This is a genomic window from Paenibacillus amylolyticus (genome assembly GCF_047302515.1).
Lineage (GTDB): Bacteria > Bacillota > Bacilli > Paenibacillales > Paenibacillaceae > Paenibacillus > Paenibacillus amylolyticus_G.
The window spans coordinates 6,416,390-6,433,992 of record NZ_CP168019.1 but is presented as its reverse complement, the minus strand read 5'-3'; the positions used below and the strand labels follow the sequence as shown (position 1 = coordinate 6,433,992).

General features: G+C 47.5%; 18 protein-coding genes. All 18 read right to left on the bottom strand.

Annotated features, from left to right (window positions below; all coding sequences use genetic code 11):
* Positions 1–13: 13 nt before the first annotated feature.
* Positions 14–1,465 (bottom strand): SulP family inorganic anion transporter, encoded by a 1,452-nt coding sequence (locus ACDJ59_RS28265; RefSeq protein ID WP_413406954.1) that lies wholly within the window; start codon positions 1,463–1,465, stop codon positions 14–16.
* A 517-nt stretch (positions 1,466–1,982) separates the two neighbouring features.
* The gene (locus ACDJ59_RS28260; protein WP_413406953.1) at positions 1,983–3,653 is read right to left on the bottom strand and encodes an ABC1 kinase family protein; all 1,671 of its coding nucleotides are present in this window, start codon (positions 3,651–3,653) and stop codon (positions 1,983–1,985) included.
* Entirely contained in the window at positions 3,654–4,034 is a 381-nt protein-coding gene (locus ACDJ59_RS28255; protein WP_036612779.1) for a phasin family protein, read from the bottom strand. It abuts the gene before it with no gap.
* 72 nt (positions 4,035–4,106) lie between these two features.
* Entirely contained in the window at positions 4,107–4,745 is a 639-nt protein-coding gene (locus ACDJ59_RS28250; protein WP_036667831.1) for a ThuA domain-containing protein, read from the bottom strand.
* Between the two features lie 43 nt (positions 4,746–4,788).
* Positions 4,789–5,511, bottom strand: coding sequence for an SDR family oxidoreductase (locus tag ACDJ59_RS28245; RefSeq protein ID WP_235193706.1), 723 nt, complete (start codon positions 5,509–5,511; stop codon positions 4,789–4,791).
* 438 nt (positions 5,512–5,949) lie between these two features.
* Positions 5,950–6,780 carry a uroporphyrinogen-III synthase gene (locus ACDJ59_RS28240; RefSeq protein ID WP_413406952.1) on the bottom strand — a complete coding sequence of 277 codons (831 nt, stop codon included), beginning with the start codon at positions 6,778–6,780 and terminating at the stop codon, positions 5,950–5,952.
* A 130-nt stretch (positions 6,781–6,910) separates the two neighbouring features.
* Positions 6,911–8,053: a GerAB/ArcD/ProY family transporter gene (locus ACDJ59_RS28235; protein WP_413406951.1), complete on the bottom strand. Its 1,143-nt coding sequence runs from the start codon at positions 8,051–8,053 to the stop codon at positions 6,911–6,913.
* 56 nt (positions 8,054–8,109) lie between these two features.
* Positions 8,110–8,331, bottom strand: a complete 222-nt coding sequence (locus ACDJ59_RS28230) for a hypothetical protein (RefSeq protein ID WP_413406950.1) — start codon at positions 8,329–8,331, stop codon at positions 8,110–8,112.
* On the bottom strand, positions 8,324–9,523 hold the full coding sequence (locus tag ACDJ59_RS28225; RefSeq protein ID WP_413406949.1) for a Ger(x)C family spore germination protein: 1,200 nt from the start codon (positions 9,521–9,523) through the stop codon (positions 8,324–8,326). The genes ACDJ59_RS28230 and ACDJ59_RS28225 overlap by 8 nt, the downstream gene beginning before the upstream one ends.
* A 4-nt stretch (positions 9,524–9,527) precedes the next feature.
* Positions 9,528–11,123, bottom strand: a complete 1,596-nt coding sequence (locus ACDJ59_RS28220) for a spore germination protein (protein WP_413406948.1) — start codon at positions 11,121–11,123, stop codon at positions 9,528–9,530.
* Positions 11,124–11,298: 175 nt separating this feature from the next.
* Positions 11,299–11,634 (bottom strand): hypothetical protein, encoded by a 336-nt coding sequence (locus tag ACDJ59_RS28215; RefSeq protein WP_036667838.1) that lies wholly within the window; start codon positions 11,632–11,634, stop codon positions 11,299–11,301.
* A 44-nt stretch (positions 11,635–11,678) separates the two neighbouring features.
* A complete protein-coding gene (locus ACDJ59_RS28210; RefSeq protein WP_413406947.1) occupies positions 11,679–12,380 on the bottom strand; it encodes a pirin family protein in 702 nt (233 codons plus the stop codon).
* Positions 12,381–12,674: 294 nt separating this feature from the next.
* Positions 12,675–13,088, bottom strand: coding sequence for a DoxX family protein (locus ACDJ59_RS28205; RefSeq protein ID WP_100528505.1), 414 nt, complete (start codon positions 13,086–13,088; stop codon positions 12,675–12,677).
* A gap of 50 nt (positions 13,089–13,138) precedes the next feature.
* On the bottom strand, positions 13,139–13,975 hold the full coding sequence (locus ACDJ59_RS28200; protein WP_413406946.1) for a M56 family metallopeptidase: 837 nt from the start codon (positions 13,973–13,975) through the stop codon (positions 13,139–13,141).
* 25 nt (positions 13,976–14,000) lie between these two features.
* Positions 14,001–14,417, bottom strand: coding sequence for a BlaI/MecI/CopY family transcriptional regulator (locus tag ACDJ59_RS28195; RefSeq protein WP_036612800.1), 417 nt, complete (start codon positions 14,415–14,417; stop codon positions 14,001–14,003).
* 208 nt (positions 14,418–14,625) lie between these two features.
* Positions 14,626–16,089 (bottom strand): catalase, encoded by a 1,464-nt coding sequence (locus ACDJ59_RS28190; protein WP_413409932.1) that lies wholly within the window; start codon positions 16,087–16,089, stop codon positions 14,626–14,628.
* A gap of 290 nt (positions 16,090–16,379) precedes the next feature.
* A complete protein-coding gene (locus tag ACDJ59_RS28185; RefSeq protein ID WP_091012746.1) occupies positions 16,380–17,186 on the bottom strand; it encodes a winged-helix domain-containing protein in 807 nt (268 codons plus the stop codon).
* Complete coding sequence (locus ACDJ59_RS28180; protein ID WP_036612807.1) at positions 17,162–17,557, bottom strand: Fur family transcriptional regulator; 396 nt, start codon at positions 17,555–17,557, stop codon at positions 17,162–17,164. Before ACDJ59_RS28180 ends, ACDJ59_RS28185 begins: the two co-directional genes overlap by 25 nt.
* Positions 17,558–17,603: the final 46 nt, after the last annotated feature.

Below are 17,603 nucleotides of genomic sequence, written 5' to 3'. Positions count from 1 at the left end.
CGTTGCAACCAAGTTACGAACCGTGCCCTCCAGCTGTAGCAAACCCACTCCGTTCAAGAATGCGAGTGCTCTCCTCGTTCAACCCGCGCAGGTGCACGGTTTTGCCTAGCTTCGCGTATTTGAACTTCAATTTGCCGATAGCCACAACCGCAGTGTTATCCCAGATATGTGAACCTCCGAAATCAATCGTGATTTCCTTCGGATCGGCCTCTGCATCGAACTCATCTACAAAGCGGGACGAAGAGCCAAAGAAGAATGGTCCGTGAACCCGATATACTTTCTGCCCTTGTTCCTGGCTCGCCTGTACGCGAATCTTGGTCTGTTTCCAGCCAAAATGCAGCACACTGAGCACAACGCCGACCATAACCCCGATCGACAGATCGTGGGTATAGACCACAATTGCCACCGTCACGATCATGACAAAGGCTTCCGCGCGCGGCACGCGAGTTATATTTTTGATAGAACTCCAGTCGAATGTTCCGATACACACCATAAACATCACACCAACGAGTGCCCCCATCGGTACCTGTTTCACCACACCGCTAAACAGCAACAACAGGATCGCGAGAAACGCACCCGCAGTAAACGTAGATAATCTTCCACGTCCGCCAGACTTCACATTAATGACCGACTGCCCAATCATCGCACAGCCGCCCATGCCGCCAAACAAACCGTTCACGAAATTCGCGATACCCTGACCACGCACTTCACGGTTCTTGCTGCTCTTGGTCTCGGTCATCTCATCCACGATGGTTGCGGTCAGCAGAGATTCCAGCAAACCAACCAGTGCCATGGTGAATGAATAGGGCAGCAGAATCATCAGCGTGTCCCAGGTCCACGCAATATTTGGCAAGTGGAACATCGGCAGAGTGCTCGTTATATTTCCCATATTGCCTACCGTTCTTACGTCCAGATGGAACACCACGGTAAGAATCGTCATCACGACGATTGCAATCAGTGGAGCTGGAATGCCTTTGAAAAACCGTGGCAAAATATAAACGATCGCCAGCGTGCCCGCTACCATCGCATACATAATCCAGTTCGCTCCCGTGAAGTGGGTTAACTGCGCCATAAAGATGAGTATAGCCAGTGCGTTAACGAATCCGGTCAGTACCGAATGAGGCACAAACGTAATAAACCGTCCAACCTTAAATATACCCAGTAGAAACTGGATAATGCCCGTCAAAATCGTCGCTGCAAAAAGATATTCCACGCCATAATCCTTGACGAGTCCAACCATCAGTACCGCCATGGCACCTGTTGCCGCCGAGATCATGCCTGGTCTTCCACCAGCAATCGAGATCACAATCGCAATCGTAATCGAAGCGTATAATCCGACCATCGGATCAACACCTGCAATGATGGAGAACGCAATGGCTTCCGGAATTAACGCCAGCGCTACCGTAATGCCTGCCAGCACGTCTCCGCGAATGTTGCCAAACCATTGTTGTTTTAAAGTATTCATATGTTCTTGCCGTTCCTCCTACGTGTATTCCTTATAATGGACAATCCTGCTGATGAGTAACGGAAGCCGTTCACACTAACCAACTACCCAAGACAGCACAAAACAACGGATTCCTCTCCGCGTCATTCACCTATGCTCATCCCTGAGTTGCATCATTATTTACCATCCATATGGCCTTGACAGGTTAATATGCACTCATGTCTTTTCCGTTCCAGTGTGTACCGCTGGTGTTCCATTACTGCCTCAGTTGTCTTACTCGTGCGACATCAGGAGCTGATCCTGACGCCCATAGGTTTTCCCCTCTCAGAAAAACCGGGTCCGTTAATGTACTGACCTATTATTATAGTCACAGGACCGGATATGTACTAATACAGTTAAGGCGAAAAAACAGAACCTTTTCTTCTATTATCTTAATCTTTCTATAATTTACTCACCAATTCTCTATTCACAAAAAATAACCGCAAAGATCCTTTGAAGAAAGTCTCTTTACGGGTATTCTTGTGGTGTAATGCTGTTGCTAGAACCTTCCCGATTTGAATATCGAATAGAGCAGGAAAGCCACCATCAGAATCGCCACTAGGAAACCAATCTCAATGACCGGAATATCCCACAGCATCGTGGACTGATGACTGATCGACGAACCGATAATCAGGCCCACCATAATGATACAGAAGGCAAGTAACACAATACTGAAAGACAGCCGATTGCTGATCTGGTCCATTCTGCGCATGAGTGCATCCAGTTCAGGGACACTAATCTCCAGCCTCAGCTTGCCTTTGCTAATAATGGATGATAATTGCCTTAACTGCCCTGGCAGACCAATGACACTCTCGGCCATATCGGCCGCACTGCGGAACAACCGATTCTTGATTCTTCCGGCGCTAAAACGTTCCTTAATCAGCTTCCGGCCAAAGGGTTCAGCCATATCTACAATGCTCAGGGAAGGATCGAGATGTTCGATTACACCTTCCATCGTTAGTAACGACTTACCTAGCAGCAGAATATCAGCAGGCATGACAACCCGGTGCCTCTGGGCTACGCCGAACAAATCATTTAACGCCTGACCCACACTAATCTTGGAAAAGGGAATATCATAATATTTGGTACGCAACTTGTCCAAATCCACATGAAGCCCGCGCAAATCCATGTCATCAGGCATCATGCCGAGCTTCTCAATCGCCCGGATCATACTGTCTGTATCTTTGCGCATTAATCCAATAATAAGCGAAGCGAGTTGTTGTTTCATCTCATCACTCAGACTGCCCACCATACCGAAGTCTATAAAAGCAAGACGTCCATCCTTCAATACCATTAGATTGCCCGGATGTGGGTCAGCGTGAAAGAAACCCTGAATAAAAATCTGATTTAATAATGAATCCACCAGCCGCTCGGCAATATTGTTCAGATCATGACCGCGTCTGACCAGTTCTTCACGATCATTGAGCTTGATACCTTCGATATACTCCATAGTGAGCACACGGGACGAAGTCTGATCCCAGTAAATTGTCGGGATTTTCACCTTTTTGTCCTGTTGGTATTGCTGTGCAATCTTTTCCGTATTCCGGCCTTCGACCGTATAATCCAGCTCGGCCATCAATGCCTGAGCGTATTCTTCTACCATTTGCGGAATCTGATATTGCTTCACCCAGTCCCAGCGCTTCTCAGCCATGGCTGTCAGCTCACGCAAAATATCCAGGTCACGCTGCACAATACGCGATATGCCCGGCCGCTGAATCTTGATGGCTACCGACTCACCGCTTTGAAGTTTGCCCAGATGCACCTGTCCAATGCTGGCCGCAGCTACAGGGGTATCCTCGAACCGGGAAAAGATCTCCTCCAGCGGTGTATCCAATTCCTGTTCCAAAATACCCCGTGCCGTCTCGGAAGAGAACGGCGGGACCTGATCCTGTAACTTCACCAGCTCACGAATGACAGACTCAGGCAATAGATCTGCCCTTGTACTTGCGAGTTGCCCCAGCTTGACGAAAGCTGGCCCCAGCTCCTGCAGCACAAGCCTGATGCGTTCACTCAGCGTTTTGGTGGTGTGTGCTTCACGCGACATCCACCGTCTGGGCAGAGCCAGCAGCTGGAACAAACCCAGCTCCTCGACCATATAACCGAAGCCATGACGCACTAGCGCCATGGCAATTTCACGGTATCTGCCGACATGTTTGATTCGCACTGCCATCTACTCGATCTCGTTTCCTTTGAGAGGAGGAGGAACTTCAAGTGGAGCTGGGGATTCATCAGGTTGAAGCTGTGGTGAGTGGCCCAGTTCGGCAAGTTTTTTCTCCAGAACGGCAACGCGCTGTTCCAGACTGGTTACATCACTTTCGGATGCTACACCAGCTTCCTGAAGCACACGCTTGACCTGTTCCTGAATCACTCTCTTGAACTGGCCTTGCTCTTCATCGCCCCGTTCCAGCAGGCGTTCAACCAAAGCTTTGGATTCACCGGGCGCAAGTTCCCCGCGCTTGACCAAATCATCCACGGTTTTCTCAATTTTTTCTTTGCTTACGACAGTAAGACCAAGCCCTAACGAGATCGCCTTTTTGAACAAATCGCTCATTTTTGTCATCCTCCTCTTCGTTGATCTCTATATTATACCCCTTATACTCTGCATGCAAAAATGTCAGTCCGATCAGACGTAACGTGCAGCCCATTTGCCTGCTTGCAGCAGTAACTTGCGGTACGTTTCGTGTGCAAAAGATGGTACATGGTGCCCCGGCATCAGATAAACAATACGCCCAACACCATATCGATGAGCCCAAACCGCAGGCTTTGGTCCTTCTTCGGATTGATATTCAAGCAATATTTTCGTTTCGGCAAAAGAACCAAATTCGAACTGATAAGGCTCTTCTTCCATTGTGAAATTCGAAATGCCCTCCGTCACGGGATGGCTTTCCGCCGTTACAGTGAATTCAAGCGGTGCATACGCCGGATGATGCAGGAACTTGGCACCGATCATCTGTTTGAGCTCATAACGATTTTGGAGCGAAATGCCGTTATGTATAATGACCAGTCCACCCCCATTACTTACATAGGACAACAAACCTGCTGTCTGCTGTGGAGAGACTTTACCCTTCCAATCGTCCATGTATGAGATACATACATCAAACCCGGTTATATTTTCTTGCAGCAACATATTCCGATTCTCACTGCACTGCACAGTCATAGTATCATGGAAAATTCGGCTAATCTCCGCATCCACCCCCTGAAGCGGGTGCCAATCCGGATGTGTATAATCGCCAAGTAATAATGCTTTTTTACGATGATCCATTCAATTAATCTCCTTTCTTGTTCACCTCACTGTATAAAACCAACTACCAGGGGAGCTTCTCTCCCTTGTAGTCCACATATGCGGGCTGATCTCCTTTAAACTGTTCATGGCGGTCGATAAGTACTGCGATATGCTGTGCAGATTGCTCGGGCGTGAGATCCGCAGCAACATCCAATTCGCCCCTCATATAACTCTGTACCCAACCGGGATGCACAAGCATCACTTGTCCGCCTTCATCCTTCAGACCATTGTGCACAAGACGGGCCTGCATGTTCAAAGCAGCTTTGGACATACAATAGGCATACCACCCATCCCGACTGCATTGCTCTATACTTCCAGCCTCGGAAGAGATATCAACAATCAGCTTGACCTGTCCTTGAAGAAGGAGGGGTAACAGGGAATGAGTCACACGCAGTGTACCTAAGGTGTTCACATTAAATACTTCAGCCATCTCCGCCATATTCAACGGCCCGCGGATATGATCCGTAATACTTCCTAGTATAGCCGCATTATTGATCAGCATATCCAAATGATTCGTATCCAGCTTCAATGTCTCCGTGAACAGAGCTACCGACAGGTCGTCCGCGATATCCAATTCGATGGCGCGCAGATGGTCCGGATATCCTTCTGCAAGCATACGAATCCCCTCGGAATCCTCCACGTCCAGACCGGCCGCATACACGAGATACCCTCTCTTCAGCATCTGTGCTGTCAAAGCCAATCCCAATCCCCGAGCAGCTCCCGTTACACATACGGTTCTCATCATGATGTCCCTCCCTCGCATAATGATTCTGTCTTTTTATTCATTCCACATTTTCATCTGAAAACCTTTAATTCAGAATCGGATCGCCAACTTCACGACCAAAGACTCATTAGGTAAAAGAAAGATTAGAGCCATTCTGCTTATTGAATTCAGCTGTCTATTTGAGCTATAAATAGCTGTTATTATCCCTGTATATCTCGCTCCTGCCGATAGGCTAAACAATGCTCCACCCATCTTCGAGCGGCCGCCGTGTAAGAGCCCAGATGAAGCTTCTGATCGAAACACTATCAAGGATGTACATTCGTGTTTTAGTTGTAACGTATAAATTCTATAATCTAAACAAAACCGCATCATATAGCGATGCGGTTAAGATTAATGCACACTCTTTATTCATGAAGCGACGCCAAAAGCTTTTTGTCGAACTGATCTAAAAGCAGGCCACTAATCTTTAATCTTGGCCGCACGCCCTGCTGCAAAGTAACGTCCAAGCTCAACGATGAGTGCTCCCATCTTCTCTTCCTCCGGAATGACCAGTGCCTCAATGCCTTCTTCACGCATGGAGTTTGCGGTAACTTTACCTACAGACGCAGGAATTACACCTTGTCTGAAGGCTGCAAGCATCGGCTCAAGCTTGTCCTGGGAGGCTGCATATTGCGTCAGAAATCTGACCTGCGGTCCACTTGTGAACGCAACAGCATCTACCTCGAACTTTAGAATTTCATTCAATAACTGTTCCAGCTCTGCCTCTTCTGGCGGTACATGGCGATAAGGAAGCACTTGTCTGACGATTGCACCTTGTTCTTCCAACCATGCAACAAGTTTGGGAGCTGTCTCCCCATGAAGCTGCAACATAACCTTTTTCCCTGCAAGATCATGTGGGGCGAATTCTCGAATGAGCCCGTCCGTGCTACCGTCATCATCTCGTACCAGCGGTGTTAACTTGCGCTTTTTGAGCGCACTCACCGTCTTGTATCCCCTTGCCGCAATTGAGGATTCCGATAATACATCCAACAATTGGCCTGCCACTTCCATATCCTCAGCCATTTCAAACAATGCATCCAATCCCATACCCGTAGTTAACACCGCCCAGTCTGGCGGGTCTGAGATCCAGGATACCAGCCCATCTCTGATACTCCGATCATCCAGGAATACGGTCCCCTGTGCCGGTCGCACAAGCGGGATTCCACCCATTTTTTCAACCAGTACGGACATTTCTTTCGATTTTCGTGGTCCTGTTAATGCTACACGCACACCTGCCAAATGTTGAGCCATTCATGTTCCCCCCGTTAGTTCAGCCGAATGTTCATCAGTCTGACTACAGTATACAGGGTACTTCTGTGAAGGGAAACTGTGCTTTCCCTCTTTTTGCCCGTTCATCTATAAGGATTTTTGATGGAATGCATCAGGAAGGCTGGAGTTCTCCGCCATGAGAATCCTGCCTTCTTTTCTCTCCGTCCTTCCTGGCATCTTTCGATTTTTGTTTATCCTTTTTGCGCGGACGAAGGAAAACAAACAGCACGAGAGGAAACAGTACTTCAAAAACAATAGCAATCCATGTCCATTCCCGGGTAAAACGATTGAGCTGAATCGCGTTTCGGAAGAACCAGAAAGCACTTACGAATCCGACCAAGGCGACCGGGCCGGTCATCACTTTTCCCGACACTTTCGGGATCATCCGCTTCAGCCCCCAGCAGACAAAGTATAGATCAAATGCAATCTTCGTGATCATGGTCGGCATGGTTGCTGCTGCCAGCGCAAGGTCAAACCGGTCTAGAAAATCACTGATTTGCAGCTGCCTTGCCAGCTCATAGGATGGGTATACCAGTCTGGAAGCAATAGGGACTCCAATCGCAGTTATCGTCTCCACAAGGATAAGCATCATTAGGAGTGCAGAGATGATCATTCCCCCTAGAACCGACTTGAAACGAAAATCACTACCCTTGATGACAAACGGCAATGCAATCATCTCTCCATAAAAAGAAAATATGTACCAACTCCCCTTGCCTACTCCTGCAACATCAACATGAAAATAAGGCATGAGATTATCCATATTCACCTGCTGAATAAGCATGAAAGGTATAATCACCGAGATCAGCAGGAACAGGGTAACATACAACTCCGCCATTCCGATTAAGGAACCCAATCCACCTCGAACGATAAAGACCCCCATGACCACAAGAGATAATGCAATGATGGAAATGGGTGTGTTCTCCAGTAGCGTTATACTTATATAATCACCCGATAGTCGGATATCTCTTGCAAACACAAAGAAAAAAAATAGAATGTACAGAAATCCCATTACCCTCCCCAAAAACGGGAATCGCTGAACAAGGGATTCGAACAGATCCTGATCGGGAAATCGCTGCTGGACCCTACTTATCAACCATAGAGACGCCATCATCACAAGAACAACGGGCACATACGAGAGATAAGCATGCTGCTCCGCGTAGTAAATGGCCTGCGCGTGGGGCTGAATCAGCGTACCTGTAATACTGAGCAGCAGCACGAGCAGCACGATCTGCCGATGAGTCACACTCTGATTCATACAATACCTCCTTTCCGTCATTCAATCTGCAATTTGCATACTCCCTTATCTGCAATCTATGGTAAGGGTAACAATCGCTGAATAACATGGCTTATCCATATCGTGACATAAAGCGTTTTACTCAAGTGAGTGACATAGAACCAAATGCCCGTCCCCAATGCAATCAGACCATAGGATATCCAACGATTAATGGCTGCTGCCTGCTTCATATGTCTGAAATCCATCAAGATGACCACAATTGCCATGCCCAGATAGGTAAACAAAAGCGGTTTAATCATGAATGACTTCCTCCTCCATTACACCGATTGGTTTATTGATCACTCCTACATTTTCAATAATGACACGGGGAATAACGGTTACCTCAACGTCAGGATATATGACATCCCATCGATCCTTCATCTTGTCCCATTCCGCCGGCAGGTGTTGATGGATAGATCGACCGATTCCAAGAATATCGGCATGATACTTCTGCTGAACCAATCGGATGCCTTCCTCAATGTCTGACTTTATTTTTTTGTGGATGGCGTCATTTAACTTCAATATCTCTTCCTCCCGCCGGTCACCGTAATTCGATTCGTTATCCACGATAACTCCCTTGGCGTACAATTGAATGTTCACCTTAACCTTGTCATTCTTGACACTTGGATGCAGCGAAGAATTGTTCTCATTCAGTTTAATGAATATATCTCCTTCTCCCCGTGGAGCCTCGACCATAACCTCTGGCGCATTGGCCTCACCCATGGCCAGAATCAGTGCATCTGCCGGTGCCTTGTCGATCATGCCTACCAGCTTGTCTTTCTTGAAAATGGCCAATCCATCCATCTTGATGTTCGTTTTGGTGTCCTTCCAGTTCTTCGGCACAGTGTCAGCAACCGAAGCAATGGGCAGAAAAGGATCTACGCCTTCACTAAGAATGGAATCTATAAACGTCTTGAGTGAGCGGGGATTTCGCATATTTAAAAAACACAATTCCCGCACCATCTCAGATGGAAATTTTTCTATGGGTGCATCAGTATCCATGACCTTATATGCTTCTCCTCTTGTCACAACCGGCAACGCTGAGAAACGATTGAGCGGGTAACGTGTCATCAAATCCAGCATAGGGGCAACGCCCTCCCTCGCCAAATCCTCACCGATTAGCAGAGTACGACGATGAGCGTAATATATTCTGCGTGAGAGCGCCTTTTGCCCTTCAAGAGATGTTCCGTGAAAGGTTTTGGCTGTATTGGACAATATGAACCAAGATTTATCACCACTTGTTCCGCCGCCTCCTCCTTCACTACCCGTAGCACCGGATTGACCAGGAAGGGCAATCTGCAGACTGGACCTGTAATTGTCCTTCTCCTTGTCAATAGCAATACCTATCACAAAGGCAATATCATTAATCTCCTTACGATCCCAGCAACCTGAAATGAAAGAGGTGCAGATCAACAGCATCACTACAGTACGGTACTTGCGTATAAAAAACATCCGTTCACCATCCTTCCTCGGCTTCAGGCGAACCATTGATCTTCTCTGCCATCCGCTTCTGATCCCGTTGAACCGTAGATGGACGATTGATCATTTTCCACCATGGTACACGCATGAGAATATCCTTAGTATCTGTTTTGCTGTATGGGCTAAGACCTGACAGATACGGCACACTAAATGAAGTCATCTGTGTCAGATGCACCGAAATCAGGACCAGACCGATCACGATGCCATACAGTCCGAACATACCAGCCAGTAACATGATTGGAAAACGCAATAGACGAACGGTAATCGCAAAGTTAAACCGCGGAATTGTAAAGGAAGCGATACCTGTCATGGATACGATAATAACCATCGGTGCAGATACAATCCCTGCCTGAACGGCTGCCTGCCCAATGACAAGTGCACCCAGGATACTGACGGCCTGCCCTACCGTTTTCGGTAACCTGACTCCTGCTTCACGGAGAGCCTCGAAAGACAGCTCCATGATGAGTGCTTCAACCAGTGCGGGAAAGGGGATAGCTTCCCGTGCTCCTGCGATACTTAAAATCAATGTGGTGGGCAACATGTCCTGATGAAATGTCGTAATAGCGATGTATAGCGCTGGCAGGAATAACGCAATGGCTACGAACAAAAAACGAATCCACCGCAACAGATTAGTGATAAAGAATCGTTCATAATAATCCTCGCTGGCTTGAAGCATCTGCCACATGGTCACTGGAGCAATTAACGCAAAGGGAGTTCCGTCTACCAAAATGGCAAATCGTCCTTCCAACAAGTTACCTGCTACTGTATCCGGGCGCTCGGAATAGTGCATCTGTGGGAATGGAGAATACGGGTGGTCCTCAATCAGTTCCTCGATATAACCCGTCTCCAGAATGCCGTCAATTTTGATCTTTTCCAGGCGGTCCTTAACGTCCTGAACCACCTTTGGATCCGCGATCCCTTCCAGGTAAGTCAGAACAATATCGGTTTTGGTTTCGGTACCCAGCGTCATGCTCACCATCTTGAGGGCAGGTGTCTTCAATTTGAAGCGTAATAATGCTGTGTTCACTCGTAATGTTTCCGTAAACCCTTCCCGTGGCCCCCGAATGACAGATTCCGTCTGAGGTTCCTCCACACCACGTCTTACCCCACCTTTGACATTGAACATCCAGGCTTCGGCACTTCCATCGATCACCAGAAGTGCGGAGGAGGCCAGCACCCCTTCAGCCGCGGCAGCCCAGGTGTTAACGCGCTTCACCTGTGTTAGCTCAACGGTTGTATCATCCAGTGGAACATCAGGTTCATCTGTACGCTGCTGCACCAGCCCACGAATAATCGGACGCAGCATGTGTTCCTGGATATCAGCCGAATTGACAATACCTTCAATATAGACGAGAAGTCCTTTCACTTCCGGCGTAATCATGACGTTACGAAAAACCACATCCGAGCAATCGGAGAAGATCTCCTTTACCGCTTGAATCTGAGTTTCATGTACTGCACTAATCGGCTGCCGCAGAAAAGGCGGGGACGGCAGTCCCAAAGGGATATGTTTTTTCTCTTCAGAAGCTCGTCCCGGTTGCCGGGACTTGTCTTTCCCAGATGTTTTATCCGCCATATGCCGCCCCTCCGTTCTTGTTTTTTATACAAGGTAGCTTGTGCCAGACAGCGGGGAATTATGTGGTCTTTTTTGCAAAATTACGATTAAATTCTCTGAGTTTTCAGACAGCAAAAAGGCCTCTATATTTAACAGAGACCTCTGGGATGTTCCTAGTTCTATAGTTACTTATAAGTTAATCTGCAAAATAATCTTCAGGTACATAACGAATCTCCGACTTCGCATAGATGCTTAGCGTGTGACTCTCCCTGTCGTATACTACCCGTTCACCATCTACGTAGTACCAGTGTTTCAAAAGGGGCTGATCCTTGCGTTGGACGAATCGAAATACGTTCAGTTCCTGTCTAAGCTCCATAATCTGTTCCACAATCTGCTCGTCCAGACCCGTAACGGTAAATATGAAACCTGTACCCTCCTGTTGGAACCGATAGGACAGGGAATCTGTTTTGCTATTAGCTAATCCTCGTCCGGTCACCGCATGTTTAACCATAAACCATTCCTGTTGCGCCATACGTGTATATCCTCCTTCATCTTGGAGTTCATTTCATCAGCCATCTACGGCAAATCAATAATCATATAGAACGTATCTTCGTTTCCTTGCAGTTCGATTGAATCCTGCTGTTCCACACGAGCCGTGTCGCCTTCGTTCAACAGGTACTCTCCATCCAATCCTAGCTTGCCTTCGATGGAGAAAATGTACATTCGGCGGCCTGTATCCTGATTAAAGGTTAACGTTTCGTCTTTGGCTAATCGGCCAAGGTAGATCGTCATATCCTGATGAATGGCCGCAACTCTTGGTCCCCCATCTGGGGATACAATCGGCACGAGTGCTCCTGCCAATGCCGCTGGATCAAATGATGTGGTCTCATAGGAGGGCTCCAACCCTTTTGTCTGTGGCATGAACCAGAGCTGAAGCAAACGTACTTCTTCGGTATCGGATGCATTATGTTCGGTATGAATCATGCCACTGCCTGCTGACATTCGCTGGATACCACCAAAGCCTGTAACGGCTACATTGCCCAGGTTATCTTCATGTCGCAACTTGCCGTTCAGTACGATGGATACAATCTCCATGTCACTATGCGGGTGAGCTCCAAAACCGCGACCAGGCGCAATCACATCGTCGTTCGCTACCCGCATCGGTCCAAACGCCGTATTCTCCGGGTCTTGGTATTCTCCGAAAGAAAAGCCGTGACTACCACGGAGCCAGCCTCGATCGAAGCTGGAGCGGGCATCGGATGGAATGACGTTAATCATAAAATGCATCCTCCTTATTTTTTCTTAGTAGCATACTTATTCTCATTGTAACAAACCATAGGCATGTCGTCCAAACAAGGTGAAACGGCTGTCCCCGTCCTCTAGAGGCTCAGCGTGTTTCATTCCGAAGAAATATAGAGAAGGATGGTGAAATAACATAACTCCCTATATTTCGAAAAAAGTTCTCTATTGATCAGCCCGGTTCGCAAATCAATTCCCGAACCGGCCTGGCCAATAAAGAACCTCATTACAGGACTAATCCCACTTCATTATTTTTAGCAATCGCTAGTCAAATCAAGCACTCACATTCTGGCGAGCGTTCCCCTGTCTGGAGAACAGATAATCCACGGCCAGGAGGCGGCTTCCTGTGAAGAGCAGTGTCAGGGAACCCGCCAGCAGCAGGTAATCTAACTCGGTACCACTCAGGAACGGCTCACCCACTTTGGCTGTGAACAGAACGCCAACCATCACGATGGCAAACAGGGCAGCAAACACACGTGTTCCCAGACCCAGAATCATTGCTGCACCACCTACCAACTCAATGATGGCTACAACGGATGCAAGAAATCCGGGAATACCAATACTTTCGAAAAAACCTACCGTACCGCTGATTCCACCTTCGAATTTACTCCAGCCGTGCAATACAAAGATCAAACCGATCATAATCCTTGAGAAAAGTAATCCAATCTCTACACTTTTATTATTCATGTTCATCTTCCTTCCTCATTATATTCGACTTCACATTTAGCCCAATTAATCTATCCGATGGACCAAACAAACAAGATAGACAGCAATAGAAAAACAGTAGCCGACATCAGAACAGCATAACGTGGCAACCTCAGCGTCACGTCCTGTTCCGGGTCCAGCAAACGTGAAATTCGGACATTCACCGACGTATCCGCAAATGAGGATTGAACGGTCAGTTCATGGGCCCCCCAAGGTTCAGGACAAGCACGGAGCAGCTTGAGTAATGCACTGCCAATGCCTGCCACATTGCCTGTACGCTCGATGGCCTCATTGTCTGCCAGAATTTCTCTAACAATATTGTAATGTTTCGAAGTATGCTTCAATACGGGAATATACGGCATCATGATTGCAAATACCGATAACAGTGTTGTCTTCAGTGGGTCACGGTGCCACAGATGATGGACTTCGTGATACACAACTGCAGTCTCCTCTTCTGCATCCAGCATCGTCAGAAGCCCCGTGGAGAGTACGATACAAGGTCTCCATAAACCGATTGTAAATGCAACCGGAGAATGCTTGTCCACCACGATGAATCCGGGCTGTCCGAGATGGTGATACCTGGACTCCAATTCGCGGGACAATGTACGCACCTCCATGGAGCGGAGTTTACGTACGGCTGCCCTGGTTTTGATCATACGAACCGTTAGCAACCAGCCTGTTCCCGCAAATGTCAGCAATACCAGTGCCAGCAGGAAATGTCCCACGGATAACCAGCCCAGTCGACTCATCCAATGATTGCAGAGCCAGAGCAGATTAAAAGGGATATCCCAGCCAAAAATTTTGTACATCGCGTACATGAACATCTGCATGAACACGAGTAACGGAATGCCAAACCCGACGGTAAACAAAAGTTTCGAGCGGGTCTTCCACATCTTAATCGCTATCCTTTTTCCATTGTTTGATCTTCTGTTCCAAGCGTTCAATCAGACCCGCATCTGCTTCGTCCAGCGCATCCAGCATATGATTCAATGCCAAAGCTCCGAATTCATCCACCAACTCATGTGACAGTTCCTTGGATTGGTCGTTCATAAACTCCTCCTTGCTCTGTACCGGTTGGTACAAAGATGTTCTGCCCTTTTGTGACTTTCCGAGAAGTCCCTTGTCTACGAGCCGGTTCATCACGGTCATGACTGTATTAAAATTGACGTCTTTGTCTTGTTCAAGTGCGGTCTGCACTTCACGGATGCTACTGCCAGGATGAGCCCATAAAATGTCCATAATCTTGGCTTCCAGCGGACCGAAAAATCGGTTGAGCCCACGCTCACCCACTTTGAAATTGTGTATTCTCATTTTCTGACACCCCTCACACTACCCATTGTAGTGCCATCAAATGAGAAGTCAACCTCTATGTCAGCTATTTTATGTAAATGATTTGTAAATTTGTTTTCCATTTCAGTAAAAAAGGCCAAAGACCGGGAGTTCCGCACGTTCGCGGTTCTGCCCGGTCTTCAACGAATATTAGTACGTATGATGTTGTAGAACATGGTCAAAATGTGCTTTATTTTCCATCCTGTGACGGCATATGTGCAGAAATATCCACGCCGAGTCCATGAGCTAAACGTCCGCCAAGCTGTCCATCCGCTCGGAAGAAATGGCACAGAGCACGCATTTGAATATCAACAGATACACCCTTAAGGTCATTGATCAGATTATCAAGCAAATGCTGCTGCTCTACAGGAGTAAATGAACGGAAAAGCTCACCTGACTGCGTATAATCATCCGTCTTCTCGATTTTCTCTCTTGTAACATGCCCTTGCAACGGAACCTGACTGTCCCGGTATGCCGGATCTTCTTGCGGGCTGTTTCCGGAACTGTTGGGTTCATAGTTCACCGGAGATGGGTCCTGATTCACATTCATGAGTCCATCACGCTGATGATTACGAACGGGTGCGTACGGGCAATTCACCGGAATTTGCAAATAGTTCGGTCCAAGCCGGTGACGCTGTGTATCTGGATAGGAAAATAGGCGTCCTTGCAACAATTTGTCTTCGGAAGGCTCAATTCCGGGTACAAGCGCACTAGGAGAAAAAGCCGCCTGCTCCACTTCAGCAAAGAAGTTTTGCGGATTCCGATTCAGTGTCATGGTCCCTACCGTATGGAACGGCAATACATCTTCAGGCCATGTTTTGGTTGGATCGAGAGGATCAAAAGCAAAATCATCCATTTGCTCCGGCTTCAAGAACTGTACCTGTAACTTCCACTGCGGGTATTGCCCGTTCTTGATATGTTCATGCAGGTCCCGGGTAGCATGATTAAAGTCCTGTCCTTGTACCTCGGCAGCTTCTTGACGTGAAAAGCCGCGAACCCCTTGTGCAGACTCCCACTTATATTTCACATAGTGGACCTGTCCCTGTGCATTAATCCATTTGAAAGCATGTACGCTGAAACCATCCATCTCCCGATAACTTGCTGGTGTGCCCAGATCAGAGAACAACCAGGTCATCATATGTGTTGATTCCGGTGAGAGGGTCATAAAGTCCCAATATCGGGCAGGTTCCTGAATATTTGTATCCGGAGCCGGCTTCAAGGAATGCACCATATCAGGGAACTTCATCGCATCACGAATGAAGAAAACGGGCAGATGATTACCGACAATATCATAGTTGCCTTCCCGTGTGTAAAATTTGACGGAAAATCCACGTGGATCTCGTGCAGTCTCTGGTGATCCCGTACCATGAATAACGGTTGAAAAACGAACCAGCACATCCGTCTCCGTACCTGGATCTTGCAGGAAGTCAGCTGTTGTATAAGCCTTCATACTCTGCTCCAGCGTGAATACGCCATGAGCACCTGCTCCTCTTGCATGAACCACTCGTTCTGGAATACGTTCACGGTCAAAGTGGGCTATTTTCTCAATGAGATGGTAGTCTTCAAGCAGTGTCGGCCCTCTTCTGCCTGCTGTGCGGGAATTCTGGTTATCACCTACAGGTGCGCCCTGATTTGTAGTCATACGTTCTGTCATCATGTCGTCCTCCTCTAATGGGTCTCACGGCTGTTATATATCTACTATTAAAATCATATTCGGCTTCGGTTTAAATATACATTTAGACTTGATCTAACTGTTAAATTGATTCTAACATGTCCCACTCTGCTCTTGCATGAGGTTCACATGAGATTAAGATGAGGTTCTTCAACACTTCATGAATGAACTATGAACATGTTTTAAGGGAATGATTCTGATCTGCCTATCTATTAGGTAGTACCCGAAAAAGCATGAAGTGAAAGATAAATATTTGGGCAAAAAAAAGCGGACTAATCCGCCAGGCGGTAGCCCACTCCTCTTACTGTTACAATATATTGCGGCGAAGACGCGTTATCGCCCAATTTTTTGCGCAAGCTTTTGATATGAACATCGACCACATTACTTCCACCTGTAAAGTCCGTCTCCCAGATATCGCTGAGCATTTCCTCACGGGAAATGACTGCACCTTTGGCATCAATCAGCTTGAGTAACAGATCATATTCGGTCTTGGTTAGATGAATCCGGTTATTATCGCGCTGTACACTCATCCGTTCACGATCGAGCCACAGATCTTTGAATCCGATACGGTGCCCTTCCTCAGGCAAAAAACCACGGTTGGGCAGAGCAGGGCTGTTGCCAATCATGCGCTGCACTCGGTAAAGTGCTTCCTGCGGGCGTGCAGGCCACACCAGCAATTCCTCCTGAAGCATCGGTCCACTTGCACTGCCGATCATCTTCTCACCGACCAGATACAGACAAGGGGTTGTATGCTCAGCCTCACGATTCAATCGGCTGCTAATGCCGGCAAATGCATCGATAGTTCCGGCCACAGACAGATCATAGATCAACAGATCAAAGACAAGACGCTCATGCAGATCCGGTTCCCAGCGATGGAAGACCAGTACATCAAAGCAGCTATCCGTTAAGGCCTTTACCAGTTCATGAACCTGCCCCGGCATCGGGCTGATCAGAATAACACGCCGTGTAACAGGACAATTGTCCACAAGCGGTGCTGCATCGGACAAGGCTGGTTTAACCCTAAGGGGTAAACGGCGGCCAGGCAGTTTTATTTTTACTTGATCCGTTTGTTTCTGCATTCCCCGCAGACACCTCCAAAGACCACATGAGCATGATCGATTGCATATCCGGTTTCTTCAGCTACCTGTTTCATCCATTGTGGAGGAACCTCTGTCATCACCTCGTCCACTTTGCCGCACACTTCACACATAATGTGCTGATGATCATCCATACGGGCATCGTACCGGCTTGCTGTCTCTCCGAGTTTAAGTTCCCGTATCAATTCTTTGTCCGTCAGATAACGAAGAGAATTATACACCGTACCATAGGCCAAATTATATCCTTGTTCCACAAGTCGGTTCATGACATCAGCAGCTGTCGGGTGATCCTCTGAATGGCGCACCACATCATATACGGCTTGCCGTTGTATCGTCAGATTTAAAGTTCTCACAACCATTTCTCCTTTATTATTGATCCATTTTATATGAAATCAGACA

Coding starts and splice junctions, on each gene's coding strand:
- ACDJ59_RS28230 (WP_413406950.1), bottom strand. CDS start 8,331: ATGATTAAACCGCTTTTGTTTACCTATCTGGGCATGGCAATTGTGGTC.
- ACDJ59_RS28255 (WP_036612779.1), bottom strand. CDS start 4,034: ATGAGCGATTTGTTCAAAAAGGCGATCTCGTTAGGGCTTGGTCTTACT.
- ACDJ59_RS28195 (WP_036612800.1), bottom strand. CDS start 14,417: ATGAGAATACACAATTTCAAAGTGGGTGAGCGTGGGCTCAACCGATTT.
- ACDJ59_RS28190 (WP_413409932.1), bottom strand. CDS start 16,089: ATGACAGAACGTATGACTACAAATCAGGGCGCACCTGTAGGTGATAAC.
- ACDJ59_RS28205 (WP_100528505.1), bottom strand. CDS start 13,088: ATGAATAATAAAAGTGTAGAGATTGGATTACTTTTCTCAAGGATTATG.
- ACDJ59_RS28235 (WP_413406951.1), bottom strand. CDS start 8,053: ATGAATCAGAGTGTGACTCATCGGCAGATCGTGCTGCTCGTGCTGCTG.
- ACDJ59_RS28215 (WP_036667838.1), bottom strand. CDS start 11,634: ATGGCGCAACAGGAATGGTTTATGGTTAAACATGCGGTGACCGGACGA.
- ACDJ59_RS28225 (WP_413406949.1), bottom strand. CDS start 9,523: ATGTTTTTTATACGCAAGTACCGTACTGTAGTGATGCTGTTGATCTGC.
- ACDJ59_RS28245 (WP_235193706.1), bottom strand. CDS start 5,511: ATGATGAGAACCGTATGTGTAACGGGAGCTGCTCGGGGATTGGGATTG.
- ACDJ59_RS28210 (WP_413406947.1), bottom strand. CDS start 12,380: ATGATTAACGTCATTCCATCCGATGCCCGCTCCAGCTTCGATCGAGGC.
- ACDJ59_RS28240 (WP_413406952.1), bottom strand. CDS start 6,780: ATGGCTCAACATTTGGCAGGTGTGCGTGTAGCATTAACAGGACCACGA.
- ACDJ59_RS28220 (WP_413406948.1), bottom strand. CDS start 11,123: ATGGCGGATAAAACATCTGGGAAAGACAAGTCCCGGCAACCGGGACGA.
- ACDJ59_RS28250 (WP_036667831.1), bottom strand. CDS start 4,745: ATGGATCATCGTAAAAAAGCATTATTACTTGGCGATTATACACATCCG.
- ACDJ59_RS28265 (WP_413406954.1), bottom strand. CDS start 1,465: ATGAATACTTTAAAACAACAATGGTTTGGCAACATTCGCGGAGACGTG.
- ACDJ59_RS28260 (WP_413406953.1), bottom strand. CDS start 3,653: ATGGCAGTGCGAATCAAACATGTCGGCAGATACCGTGAAATTGCCATG.
- ACDJ59_RS28185 (WP_091012746.1), bottom strand. CDS start 17,186: ATGCAGAAACAAACGGATCAAGTAAAAATAAAACTGCCTGGCCGCCGT.